The sequence below is a fragment of the Streptomyces sp. NPDC006923 genome (genome assembly GCF_040635655.1).
Classification (GTDB): domain Bacteria; phylum Actinomycetota; class Actinomycetes; order Streptomycetales; family Streptomycetaceae; genus Streptomyces.
This window is the reverse complement of record NZ_JBEYIF010000001.1, coordinates 184,305-196,758: the sequence shown is the minus strand read 5'-3', so window position 1 is coordinate 196,758 and position 12,454 is coordinate 184,305. Positions and strand designations below refer to the sequence as shown.

The following is a 12,454-nucleotide window of genomic DNA, read 5'->3' as shown; positions in this document are numbered from 1 at the left end:
CGCTTTTTTGTCGGGCGCATGTCAGGGACGTCGTCCGTACGGAGACGCCGACCGGGCCCGGCCGCGTACGCAGCGCCCGCACACACCGCCACCGAACACCACCTCCAGCCCCCCACGAAAGGCAGACCGTTGAGAATCCTGGGTGCCCTCAAGAGATGCGCCGCCGCCGGCGTCGTCGTCCTCGCCGCCATCAGCCTCCAGCCCACCTCCGCCTCCGCCGCGCCCACCCCGGCCCCCGCGACCCGCGCCGCCGCGCCCGTCGCGCCGCCCGTCGTCGGCGGCACCCGCGCGGCCCAGGGCGAATTCCCCTTCATGGTCCGCCTCTCCATGGGCTGTGGCGGCGCACTGTACGCCCCCAACATCGTCCTGACCGCCGCACACTGTGTGAACGGATCCGGCAACAACACCAGCATCACCGCCACCGCGGGCGTCGTCGACCTCCAGAGCGCCAGCGCCGTCAAGGTCAAGTCCACCAAGGTGCTCCAGGCGCCCGGCTACAACGGCGCCGGCAAGGACTGGGCACTCATCAAGCTCGCCCAGCCCATCAACCAGCCCACCCTGAAGATCGCCACCACCACCGCCTACAACAGCGGCACCTTCACCGTCGCCGGCTGGGGCGCCGCGACCGAGGGCGGCGGCCAGCAGCGCTACCTCCTCAAGGCCACCGTGCCGTTCGTCTCCGACGCGAGCTGCGACTCGTCCTACGGCGGCGACGTGATAACCGCCGAGGAGATCTGCGCCGGCTTCGCCCAGGGCGGCACCGACACCTGCCAGGGTGACTCCGGCGGCCCCATGTTCCGCCGTGACAGCGCCAACGCCTGGATCCAGGTCGGCATCGTGAGCTGGGGCAACGGCTGCGCCCGGCCCGGCTACCCCGGCGTCTACACCGAGGTCTCCACCTTCGCCTCCGCCATCGCCTCCGCCGCGGCGACCCTCTGACCCGGAACAGACCGGGGGAGGGGCGGGTACGGGGCGCATCGCCCCGTACCCGCCCCTCCCCGTCCGCCCCTCCGCCTCGCGATGCACCGCATCCGGCGCCGCTCGCCGATCCACCAGGTATACGGGCCAACCCTTAAGCTTCCGGACCATGACCACGAGCGCCCACGGCATCGACGACTCCGTACAAGCCGAACTGAACCGCCTCCGCGAGAGCATCGACAACATCGACGCGGCCCTCGTCCATATGCTCGCCGAGCGCTTCAAATGCACCCAGCAAGTCGGCGTCCTCAAAGCCGAACACCGGCTCCCGCCCGCCGACCCGGCCCGCGAAGCCCGTCAGATCGCCCGGCTCCGCCAGCTCGCCGAGAGCGCCAGACTGGACCCGGCCTTCGCCGAAAAGCTCCTCAACTTCATCATCGCCGAGGTCATCCGGCACCATGAACGCCTCGCGGACAAGCCCCTGACCAGCGGCGGAGATCAAGAAGCGGGAACGTCCGCCGACAGGTGAACCCGCTGCGCCGCCCGCGGCCCATCGGGCAGCATGGCCCCATGTCCGTACTGACGCGCGACGAAGCGCAGACCCGAGCCCAGTTCCTCGACGTCCACCGATACACGATCGCCCTCGATCTGACCACCGGCGAGGACACCTTCGACTCCCACACCGTCATCCGCTTCACCGCGCGGACGGCCGGGGACACCTTCGTCGAGCTCAAGCCCGCCGAGCTGCGCACCGTCACCCTCGACGGCCGCCCCCTCGACCCGGCGGGACTCACCGGGAACCGGCTCCGGCTCACCGGCCTCGACACGGGCGCACACGAACTGCGCGTCGACGCCGCCATGCGCTACTCCCGCACCGGCGAAGGCATGCACCGCTTCACCGACCCCGCCGACGGCGAGACATACGTCTACACCCAGCTCTTCATGGAAGACGTCCAGCGCGTCTTCGCCGCCTTCGACCAGCCCGACCTCAAATCCGTCTTCGAACTGACCGTCACCGCGCCCGAACACTGGACCGTCCTCGGCAACGGCATCGCCCGGCGGACCGACGCCCGCCAGTGGACCATCGCCCCCACCCCGCTCATCTCCACCTACCTCGTCGCGATCGCCGCCGGCCCCTGGCACTCCGTCCGCACCGAACACGCCGGACTGCCCTTCGGCATCCACTGCCGCCGCTCCCTCGCACCCCACCTCGACACCGACGCCGACGAGATCCTCGACATCACCCGCGCCTGCTACGACCGCTACCACGAGAAATTCCAGGAGCCCTACCCCTTCGACTCCTACGACCAGGCGTTCGTCCCCGAATTCAACGCCGGCGCCATGGAAAACCCCGGCCTGGTCACCTTCCGCGACGAATTCGTCTACCGCTCCGCCGTCACCGACACCGAACGCCAGACCCGCGCCATGGTCGTCGCCCACGAGATGGCCCACATGTGGTTCGGCGACCTCGTCACCCTCACCTGGTGGGACGACATCTGGCTCAACGAGTCCTTCGCCGAGTACATGGGCTACCAGACCCTCACCGAGGCCACCCGATTCACCGACACCTGGGTCGACTTCGGCATCGGCCGCAAGAGCTGGGGCTACGACGCCGACCAGCGCCCCTCCACCCACCCCGTCGCCCCCGACCCGGAAGCCGTCCCCGACACCGCCTCCGCACTGCTCAACTTCGACGGCATCTCCTACGCCAAGGGCGCCTCCGCCCTGCGCCAGCTCGTCAACTGGCTCGGCGAGAAAGACTTCCTCGCCGGCATCAACATCCACTTCGCCCGGCACAAATTCGCCAACGCCACCCTCGCCGACTTCATCGACTCCCTCGCCCACGCCACCGACCGTGACGTCCACGCCTGGGCCGCCCAATGGCTCCGCACCACCGGCATCGACACCCTCACGCCCCGGATCACCGCCACCGACACCGAATGGGCCCTGGACGTCACCCACAACGGCGGCAGGCCCCACCGCCTCACCGCCGGCGTGTACGACCTCGACGTCGCCGACCCCGGCCGGCTCGTGGCACGCGAACGCGTCGAACTCGACCTCCCCGCCACCGGCGGCCCCACCGTCCGCCCCGGCCGCCGTCCCGCCCTCCTCGTCCTCAACGACGACGACCTGACCTACGCCAAGATCCGCCTCGACCCCGCCTCCTGGGACACCGCCCTGAGCGCCCTCTCCGGCATCCCCGGACCCCTCACCCGCGCCGTCGTCTGGAACGCCGCCCGCGACATGGTCCGCGACGGCGAACTCGCCCCCACCGCCTACCTGGACGCCGCCCGCGCCCATCTCCCGCACGAGACGGACCTCGCACTCGTCCAGGGCGTCCTCACCTTCTCCGCCACCCACATCACCAACCGCTACCTCGGCCCCGCCGGCCGGCCCGCCGCCCTCACCACCCTCACCGAGATCAGCCGCGACCTGATCCGCCGCACCGAGGACGGCAGCAACCCCGGCCTCCGGCTCACCGCCGTACGCCACTTCATCGACGCCGCCACCCAGCCCGGCACCATCCAGGACTGGCTCACCTCCGGGAGCGTCCCCGGCGGCCCCGAACTCGACCCGGAACTCCGCTGGCGCATCCTCACCCGGCTCGCCGTCCTCGGCGCCACCGACCACACCGCGATCAACCGCGAACTCGACCAGGACCCCAGCGCCACCGGCCAGGAAGGCGCGGCCCGCTGCCACGCCGCCCTGCCCGACCCCGCCGCCAAAGCCCGCGCGTGGGCCCGGCTCTTCGCCGGCGACGACCTCTCCAACTACCTGTTCGCCGCCACCGCCCAGGGCTTCTGGCAGCCCGAACAAGCGGCCCTGGTACAGGAGTACGTACCCCGCTACTACCCCGAAGCCGTGGCCCTCGCCGACCGCAGGGGCCCCGCCATCGCCGACGCCGCAGGCCGGTACGCGTTCCCCGTCCACGCGGTGGACCGGACATCACTGCGCCTCGGCCAGGACTGCCTCGACAACGCCGACATGATCCCGGCACTGCGCCGCAAACTCGTCGACCAGCTCGACGACCTGGACCGGGCACTGCGGATCCGTACCGCCTGACCCGCCAACCCCCGCGGCCCGGCCGCCCCGAGACCTCCGAACTCGCGTACACACCCGCACCCGTACGCCGGACCCCGGGGCGGCCGCCCGGCGCCACGCCATAGCAGCCGACGCGCTCTGCGCCGTCCTTCACCGCGCGGCAGTACCACTTTCGGGTTCGGATCGTTGTGCACCACGGGCACCACCACCGAAACCCGGACACCCTGGTGCCCCCGCGTAACCGAAGGACCCCCCATGAGCACGCCACCCCCCACCCACCCGGACACGCGCCCCCCCACCCCACTCCCGCCCCTCGCCACCCCACTCCCGCCCCTCGCCGGCGGCGAACACGGACCGAACACACTGCGGCCCCTCCTCGCCACCGTGCTCGACGCGCTGCGCGACGGCGCCGCGGAACGCCACGGGCCACTCCCCGCGGGCGGACCCGCCCACACCGACCGGCGCACCCGGGCAGCGGCAGAACCCGTACTCCCCGACGAAGGCACCGGCGCCCACCACGCCCTGCGCACCCTCGTCCACACCCTCGCCCAAGGCGCCGCCGACCCCGCCGACCCCCTCTGCGCGGCCCACCTGCACACCCCGCCGCTCGCGCTCGCCGTCGCCGCCGACCTCGCCGCGTCCGCCCTCAACCCCTCCATGGACTCCTGGGACCAGGCCCCCGCCGCCTCCACCCTCGAAACACTCGTCACCCGGACCCTCGCCGCCGAGATCTACCCCCACCACACCGGCCCCGACGCCCTCGTCACCACCGGCGGCACCGAATCCAACCTCCTCGCACTCCTCCTCGCCCGCGAACGGCACGGCCGCGTCCAGATCGTCTGCGGCGCCAACACCCACCACTCCATCCACCGCGCCGCCTGGCTCCTCGGCCTGCCCCGGCCCGTCACCGTCCCCGCCCCCACCGGCACCGTCGACCTCCCCGCACTCCACCGGACCCTCACCGACCTGCACCCCCCGCTGCTCGTCACCGCCACCGCCGGAACCACCGACACCGGCCGCATCGACCCACTCCCCGCCATCGCCGACCTCTGCGCCACCCACCACGCCGAACTCCACATCGACGCCTCCTACGGCGGCCCCCTCCTCTTCAGCCCCACTCGCCGCGCCGCGCTCAACGGACTCGACCGCGCCCACTCCGTCGCCCTCGACCTCCACAAACTCGGCTGGCAACCCGCCCCCGCCGGCCTCCTCGCCGTCCCCGACACCAGCCACCTCGCACCACTCGGCCACACCGCCGACTACCTCAACGCCGACGACGACACCGAAGCCGGACTCCCCGACCTCCTCGGCCGCTCCCTGCGCACCACCCGCCGCCCCGACATCCTCAAAACCGCCGTCACCCTCAAAGCCCTCGGCCGCACCGGGCTCGCCGCCCTCATCGACCACACCTGCGCCGCCGCACACCACCTCGCGGGACTCGTCGAAAACCACCCCGGCCTCGAACTCCACGAACAGCCCACCCTCACCACCGTGCTGTTCCGCCCCACCGGCGCGGCCGACCACACCGTCGCCGACATCCGCCGCGCCCTCCTCACCCAGGGCACCGCCGTCCTCGGCCGGGCCCGCGCCAACGGCCGCCTCTGGCTCAAAGCCACCATCCTCAACCCCCACACCACCCCCGACGACCTCGAAACACTTCTCAAACTCGTGGAAGGCAGCACCCGCCGATGACCCCCCAGCCAACCGACCCCGACCACCCGCACGACCTCGTGGGCATCGGCATCGGCCCCTTCAACCTCTCCCTCGCCGCCCTCGCCGACGGCATCCACGGCGGCCTCTCCACCGCCTTCTACGAGCAACGCCACGCCTTCCACTGGCACCCCGGCCTCCTCATCGAAGGCGCCACCCTCCAAGTGCCCTTCCTCGCCGACCTCGTCACCCTCGCCGACCCCGCCAGCCCCTGGTCCTTCCTCAACTACCTCCGCGCCCGCGACCGGCTCTACCCCTTCTACGTCGCCGAACGCTTCCACATCCAGCGCGCCGAATACGACGCCTACTGCCGCTGGACCAGCGAACAACTCCCCGGACTCCACTTCGGCCACCAGATCGACGCCGTCCGCTGGAACCCAGAAGGCCACCTCTTCGAAATCGACTTCACCCAACTCGGCCAGGACGGCGAAGCCGAAGCCCTCGGCCGCACCCACACCCGCCACATCGCCCTCGGCATCGGCACAGAACCGCACATCCCCGAACCACTCAAACCACTCGTCGAAGCCCCCGCCGCCCCCGTCATCCACTCCGCCGACTACCTCCACCACCGCGAACAGATCCTCGCCGCCGAACACATCACGGTCATCGGATCGGGACAGTCCGGCGCCGAGATCTACCTCGACCTCCTCCGCGCCCGCCCCGCCGGAGCCGAGAAAATCCACTGGCTCGCCCGCACCGAGGCCTTCGCACCCATGGAGTACTCCAAGCTCGGCCTCGAACAATTCACCCCCGACTACACCCGCTACTTCCACGACCTGCCCCAACAGGCACGCGACGACCTCGTCCCCCGCCAATGGCAGCTCCACAAGGGCATCGACGCCGACACCATCGCCGCCATCCACGACGAGCTCTACCGCCGCACCCTCCACGGCGGCTGGCCCGACACCGTCCTCACCCCCGGCGTCACCGTCCGCACCGCCGGCCGCATCGCCACCACCAAAATCGAACTCCACCTCGAACACGACCGGCAGAACACCCGCAGCCGCCTCACCACCAACGCCGTCGTCCTCGCCACCGGCTACCGCGAACGCCCCCTCGGCCGCCTCCTCGCCGGACTCGAACCCCACCTCCACCGGGACACCGCGGGACGCCACCGTGTCGACGAGCACTACCGCCTCGCACTCGACCCCGCCGTCACCGGCTCCATCTACGTACAGAACGCTGAACGCCACACCCACGGCGTCGGCGCCCCCGACCTGGGACTCGCCGCCTGGCGCAGCGCCACCATCCTCAACCACCTCACCGGCAAAGAGCCCTACCCGCTGCCCCGCCGCACCGCCTTCACCACCTTCGGACTCCACACACAGAACCAGACCCGCCCGGTACCCGCACCGAGGGGCCTGGTCCCACTCACCGAAGCGCGCTGAACGCGCCCGGGCACCGGATCAGAAGACCGGCACACCGTCCCGCGTCAGCTTCCACCCCACCGAAGCGAACACCGCCGGATCCACCGTGCCCGCGTCCTTCACCCAACTGATGATCGTGTTGCGGATCTCATCCGAATTCGACCACACCTGCTGGGCGGCGGCGACATGCGGAAAATTCCCGCCGCCGCTCGCCCGGTAGTTGTTCACCGCCAGCACAAACGTCGCCGCCGGATCCAGCGGCGCACCGTCGAATCGCAGATCCGCGATACGCGACCCCGCCGGCTTCGCGACATCGATCTCATACGTCACACCCGACACCACGTCATAGTTGTAGTCCGGCGTATTACCCGCGTTCGTCAACTTCGACGTGTCCACCGGCGCCCCCGCCGCCGTCTGCACGTAATACCGCGCCGAGAACTCCAGATACTCCTTGATCTGCGCCCCCGTCAGCAGCCGCGCCTCCATCGTGTTCTCGAACGGATACAGCCCCGCCGCGTCCTTGATGGTCACCTCACCCGCCGGAATCGCCGCCGTACGCGAGAAACACGACGCCTGCGACAGCACCGGCAGCGCCGCCCACTCGCCGCCCGCCAGCGCCGCGCGCACCGTCTCCGTCTGCACATGATTGATCAGATCGATGATCGGCTCGTCCTTCCACGGCGCGTCCACCGTGGACATCGCCGCCGTCGACGTACCGATGACCTGGTTGACGTACGCCACCGCCTTGGCGTGCTCGTCGGAGAGCAGCCGCGTGATCTTCCGGTCCTCCACCGAGGTGTTCGAGTTGAGCACCGTGGAACCGGCCCGCTCGACCGCCCAGCCACCCCGCTCCCACACCAGATCGAAATCGAAGACGGTCAGCCGCTGGCCCCACTTCGCCGGCTCCGACAGCACGACCTCCCGGCCGGTCTTCTTGTTCACGACCCGCCGCTCGGCGATCTCCGCGTGCGCGTGCCCCACCAGAATCGCGTCAATGCCCGGCACATTCTCCGCCACCAGCGTCGCCGCGTTCTCCACATACGGCACCTGATCGCCGTACGACGACGAACCGTCCGTCCCCGAATGCGCCGATACGATCACCACATCGGCACCCATCGAACGCAGCTTCGGCACCCACTTCGCCGCCTGCTCCTCCAGGCCCGGGAAGGTCATCTTCCCCTGCACATTCGCCTTGTCCCAGACCGCGATCCCCGGATTCGTCAGCCCCAGCACCGCCACCCGCACATCCTGACCGTGCGGCGTCCGCAACCTCTTGATCACATACGGCGCGAACGCCGGCTTCAATGTCCTCGCATCCAGCGCGTTCGCACCCAGCAGCGGGAAATCACACTGCTCCTCGAACTTCCGCAGCACCGGAATACCGTAATTGAACTCATGATTACCGAGCGCCGCCGCGTCATAACCGATCGCGTTCATCGCCTGCGCCATCGGATGCACCGGCCCGCGCTTCGCCGTGATCGGATCAATCTTGGCGTAGTAGTACGACAACTGAGTGCCCTGGATCGTGTCACCCGCGTCGATCAACAGGGTGTTGCCACGGCCCTTCTCCCGCCGGATCCCCTCCACCAGCGTCGAGATCTTCGCCAGGCCCACATCGTTGTGGGCCGCGTCATCGAACTCCTTGTCCGTGAAGTAGTCCCAGTTGAAGACGTTCCCGTGCAGATCCGTCGTCCCCATCACGGTGAACGAGTACCGCTTCGCAGGACGCCCGTGACCCGAGCCATGACCATGCCCCGACCCATGACCACGCCCCGTCGCCCCGGCCGGCACCGCGGCCCCGCCCACCAGCGCCACCCCGGCACCAGCAGCGGCCGAGCGGCCCAGGAACGTCCTTCTGTTCAGCGGCATTTCTTCTCCTCCGGTCCAGCAGACCCAGTGAACTCAACGAACAACGCGCGTAGATTGTGGCTCAGTACGCCGCGTCGCAACACCACGACAAGGTTTCGATCAGGTGACTGCCGATCGTCATACCAGGATGCGAGAGTGTCCGTACCCACCGAACGCCGGACAAGGGACCCACCCGTGAACGCCGACGCATCCGCCCCTGCCCCTCCCCACGGCACCCCCGAAACCCCCCGGGTCGCCGTCCGCGGCGAAGCCCGACTCGAAGTCGACCCCGAGATCGCCAGAATCGGCATCGCCGTCAGCGCCCGCGGCACCGACCGGCGCACCGCGCTCGACGACCTCACCCGGCGCAACGCCGACGTCCTCGCCCTCATCAAGTCCTACGGCGACGCCGTCGAAAAACTCGAAACCGGCTCCTTCTCCATCAGCCCCGAACTCACCCGGCACGGCCGCGGCGAACGCGTCCGGGCCTACCACGGCAGCGTCCACATCACGGCCGAACTCACCGACTTCACCTCCCTGGGTGAACTCACCACCCGCCTCGCCGACCTCGACCTCACCCGCGTCAGCGGGCCCTGGTGGGCCCTGCGACCCGACTCGCCGGCCCACGGCGAAGCCCGCCGCCAAGCCGTACGCGACGCCGTCCAGCGCGCCCGCGAATACGCCGAAGCCCTCGGCGCCCGCCTCGCCGCACTCGTCGAGCTCGCCGACCTCGGCGCCGAGAACACCGGGTACGGCCCGCCCCCCGCCCCCGGCGGCCCCCGCTCCAGAGCCGCATACGCAAACACGGAAACGGCCGAGACGGCCCCCGTACTCGATCTCGAACCGCAGCGCCAGACCGTCTACGCGCACGTGAACGCACGCTTCACCATGACCCCGCCGGACCTCGGGGGCTGACCGGCGCCAAAAGAAAAAATGCTCATCGGAGCACCCGTTCGCACAGTTCAACGTTTGTCAACAACCCTTCACGCAAAGGTTGTTGGGTAGTCATGCACGGCCAATTCCCTACCCGCCGGTAAGGTCTAGGCTCGACATATGCGCCGAGCAAAGATCGTCTGTACCCTGGGGCCCGCCACCGACTCATACGACCAGATCAAAGCCCTGGTCGAAGCCGGAATGGACGTCGCTCGCCTCAACCTCAGCCACGGCACCTACGCCGAACACGACGAGCGCTACCAACGCGTACGCAAAGCCGCCGAAGAAACCGGCCGCAGCGTCGGCATCCTCGCCGACCTTCAAGGCCCGAAGATCCGCCTCGGCCGCTTCCGAGAAGGACCCGTACTCCTTGAACGCGGTGATGAATTCACGATCACCGTCGAACCCCTCGAAGGCGACCGCCACACCTGCGGCACCACCTACGAAGGACTCGCCGCCGACGTCACCGCCGGCGAACGCATCCTCGTCGACGACGGCAAGGTCACCCTCGAAGTCACCTCAGTCGAGGGCCCCCGCGTCCACACCCTCGTGATCGAGGGCGGCATGGTCTCCGACCACAAGGGCCTCAACCTCCCGGGCGTCGCCGTCTCCGTCCCCGCGCTCTCCGAGAAGGACATCGACGACCTCCGCTGGGCCCTGCGCACCGGCGCCGACGTCATCGCCCTCTCCTTCGTGCGCAGCGGGGCGGACATCAACGACGTCCACCGGATCATGGACGAGGAAGACCGCCGCGTCCCCGTCATCGCCAAGATCGAGAAGCCCCAGGCCGTCGACAACATCGCCGACATCGTCGCCGCCTTCGACGGCATCATGGTCGCCCGCGGCGACCTCGGCGTCGAAATGCCCCTCGAACAGGTGCCGATCGTCCAGAAGCGCGCCATCGAACTCGCCCGGCGCAACGCGAAGCCCGTCATCGTCGCCACCCAGATGCTCGACTCGATGATCGAGAACTCCCGTCCCACCCGGGCCGAGGCATCCGACGTCGCCAACGCCGTCATCGACGGTACGGACGCCGTCATGCTCTCCGGCGAGACCAGCGTCGGCAAATACCCCATCGAGACCGTCAAGACGATGGGACGCATTGTCGAGGCGGCGGAGGAGGACATCCTCGCCAAGGGCCTCCCCGAACTCAACGAGAGCGGCAAGCCCCGCACCCAGGGCGGCGCGGTCGCCCGGGCCGCCGCGGAGATGGGCGACTTCCTCGGCGCGAAATTCCTCGTCGCCTTCACCCAGTCCGGCGACACCGTCAAGCGGCTCTCCCGCTACCGCTCCCCGATCCCGCTGCTCGCCTTCACTCCGGACCCCGCCACCCGCGCCCAGCTCAATCTCACCTGGGGCGTGGAGGCATTCCTCGGCCCCCATGTGGAGTCCACGGACGCGATGGTCGCCCAGGTCGACGAGGAACTCCTGAAGATCGGCCGCTGCGACACGGGCGACATCGTCGTGATCACCGCGGGCTCCCCGCCCGGAGTGGCCGGCTCCACCAACCTGGTCCGCGTCCACCACATCGGCGAGGACGACAGCCCGAAGTAACCGGCGGGGTGTGGTCGGGCCGGGGTCAGTACTTCGGCCCGATGTGCGCGTCCAGGAGAGCGACGGACGCGCGCCGGGCGACCGATATGTTGTACGGCCTGCCCGCCCGGGTGCAGTGCCTCCACTCGACTCCCACCGTGTCGAGGGTGTCCGTGTAGAGCCGCCGGATGTCGTCGGAGACATTTGTGAACCAGTACCGCGGGTACTCGTAGCGCTTCCTCTCGCCACGCACCACGCGGGTGGTCCAGTTCATGTTCCGGCAGCCGTCGGAGTGGATCAGCCCCCGGAGAAACTCCCACGGATGAGCGTCCACGATGTCCTGCTGCCAGGATTCGAGGACGATGGGGCGGGTGTGCTTCATGCCGCCGCCGTGCTGGGGGAACATGCACAGCCAGTGCCGGCTGTAACTCGTCACCGCCACGCATCCTTGTCTCTGGAGGATCCACACGGGATCTTCCGGCCGTACGGCCTCGACTGCGGCCCGGCACTGGTCGATGAGGCCGGGCCACGCGTCCGCGCACGCGATGCGCAGTTGGTAGCCCCCGCGCTTCTGGGGACTGACGCAGCCGTCACCGAGGTAGAGGCCGAGCAGGTAGGCGTACGAGGCCGGGTCGGCCGGCGCGCTCGGTCTGGGCAGGCACCTGGGGCAGGGGCGAGCCTGCGCGCGTATGCGGGGTAATGGTTCGATGCGGATGAGCCAGGCGCGGATCGAGGCCCGGGAGATGCCGGTCTGCTTGCTCACCGCGTTGAGGCTGCGGCCGTGGGCGACCAGGGCGACTGCGCGCTTGCGGGTATCGAGGTCGTACATGGCCACAAGCCTGGCGCGCGATCAGCGGGCAAGTGCGAATTCGAGCGCGCGTTCACCAGTGCGAGTGAAGATCCTCTGGACGTTGATCCACCTTGGAATCGAAGGGAGAGTGCCCCGAGTCGGATTCGAACCGACGCTGTATGGGTTTTGAATCCATGGCCTCTACCGCTGGGCTACCGGGGCTCCTTCGAAACGAAGGAAGGCAAGGACCCTCCGTGCCCCAACCATACCGCAGCTAGGTAGGCTCATGGGCAGCAGCATCCTGTCTGAACGA

Annotated in this window: 9 protein-coding genes and 1 tRNA gene; 7 read left to right on the top strand and 3 right to left on the bottom strand. The window is 69.5% G+C overall.

Annotated features, from left to right (window positions below):
• The first annotated feature begins 129 nt into the window (after positions 1–129).
• The 5 genes from ABZ707_RS00890 to ABZ707_RS00870 all read left to right on the top strand — a co-directional run bounded on the left by ABZ707_RS00890 (position 130) and on the right by ABZ707_RS00870 (position 7,058).
• Positions 130–939, top strand: coding sequence for a serine protease (locus tag ABZ707_RS00890; RefSeq protein WP_360165568.1), 810 nt, complete (start codon positions 130–132; stop codon positions 937–939).
• Between the two features lie 148 nt (positions 940–1,087).
• The gene (locus ABZ707_RS00885) at positions 1,088–1,447 is read left to right on the top strand and encodes a chorismate mutase (RefSeq protein WP_360165565.1); all 360 of its coding nucleotides are present in this window, start codon (positions 1,088–1,090) and stop codon (positions 1,445–1,447) included.
• Between the two features lie 41 nt (positions 1,448–1,488).
• Positions 1,489–3,981, top strand: a complete 2,493-nt coding sequence (gene pepN, locus ABZ707_RS00880; RefSeq protein ID WP_360165562.1) for an aminopeptidase N — start codon at positions 1,489–1,491, stop codon at positions 3,979–3,981.
• Positions 3,982–4,215: 234 nt separating this feature from the next.
• Positions 4,216–5,652 carry an aminotransferase class V-fold PLP-dependent enzyme gene (locus ABZ707_RS00875; RefSeq protein ID WP_360165559.1) on the top strand — a complete coding sequence of 479 codons (1,437 nt, stop codon included), beginning with the start codon at positions 4,216–4,218 and terminating at the stop codon, positions 5,650–5,652.
• Entirely contained in the window at positions 5,649–7,058 is a 1,410-nt protein-coding gene (locus tag ABZ707_RS00870; RefSeq protein ID WP_360165557.1) for a SidA/IucD/PvdA family monooxygenase, read from the top strand. Before ABZ707_RS00875 ends, ABZ707_RS00870 begins: the two co-directional genes overlap by 4 nt.
• Before the next feature lie 18 nt (positions 7,059–7,076).
• Here the strand turns inward: ABZ707_RS00870 and ABZ707_RS00865 are convergent, their stop codons facing one another.
• Positions 7,077–8,906 (bottom strand): 5'-nucleotidase C-terminal domain-containing protein, encoded by a 1,830-nt coding sequence (locus tag ABZ707_RS00865; RefSeq protein WP_360165554.1) that lies wholly within the window; start codon positions 8,904–8,906, stop codon positions 7,077–7,079.
• Positions 8,907–9,080: 174 nt separating this feature from the next.
• On the opposite strand from ABZ707_RS00865, the gene ABZ707_RS00860 reads away from it, so the two are divergent.
• Complete coding sequence (locus tag ABZ707_RS00860; RefSeq protein WP_360165551.1) at positions 9,081–9,800, top strand: SIMPL domain-containing protein; 720 nt, start codon at positions 9,081–9,083, stop codon at positions 9,798–9,800.
• A 138-nt stretch (positions 9,801–9,938) separates the two neighbouring features.
• Positions 9,939–11,372, top strand: coding sequence for a pyruvate kinase (gene pyk / locus ABZ707_RS00855; RefSeq protein WP_360165548.1), 1,434 nt, complete (start codon positions 9,939–9,941; stop codon positions 11,370–11,372).
• 25 nt (positions 11,373–11,397) lie between these two features.
• On the opposite strand, the gene ABZ707_RS00850 is transcribed toward pyk, so the two are convergent.
• Entirely contained in the window at positions 11,398–12,180 is a 783-nt protein-coding gene (locus tag ABZ707_RS00850; RefSeq protein ID WP_360165545.1) for a transcriptional regulator, read from the bottom strand.
• A gap of 110 nt (positions 12,181–12,290) precedes the next feature.
• Positions 12,291–12,363, bottom strand: a tRNA-Leu gene (locus ABZ707_RS00845).
• Positions 12,364–12,454: the final 91 nt, after the last annotated feature.

Bases quoted from the DNA above. Each gene is read 5' to 3' on its own strand.
- ABZ707_RS00885 (WP_360165565.1), top strand. From the start codon at position 1,088: ATGACCACGAGCGCCCACGGCATCGACGACTCCGTACAAGCCGAACTG.
- pepN (WP_360165562.1), top strand. From the start codon at position 1,489: ATGTCCGTACTGACGCGCGACGAAGCGCAGACCCGAGCCCAGTTCCTC.
- ABZ707_RS00875 (WP_360165559.1), top strand. From the start codon at position 4,216: ATGAGCACGCCACCCCCCACCCACCCGGACACGCGCCCCCCCACCCCA.
- ABZ707_RS00870 (WP_360165557.1), top strand. From the start codon at position 5,649: ATGACCCCCCAGCCAACCGACCCCGACCACCCGCACGACCTCGTGGGC.
- ABZ707_RS00865 (WP_360165554.1), bottom strand. From the start codon at position 8,906: ATGCCGCTGAACAGAAGGACGTTCCTGGGCCGCTCGGCCGCTGCTGGT.
- pyk (WP_360165548.1), top strand. From the start codon at position 9,939: ATGCGCCGAGCAAAGATCGTCTGTACCCTGGGGCCCGCCACCGACTCA.
- ABZ707_RS00850 (WP_360165545.1), bottom strand. From the start codon at position 12,180: ATGTACGACCTCGATACCCGCAAGCGCGCAGTCGCCCTGGTCGCCCAC.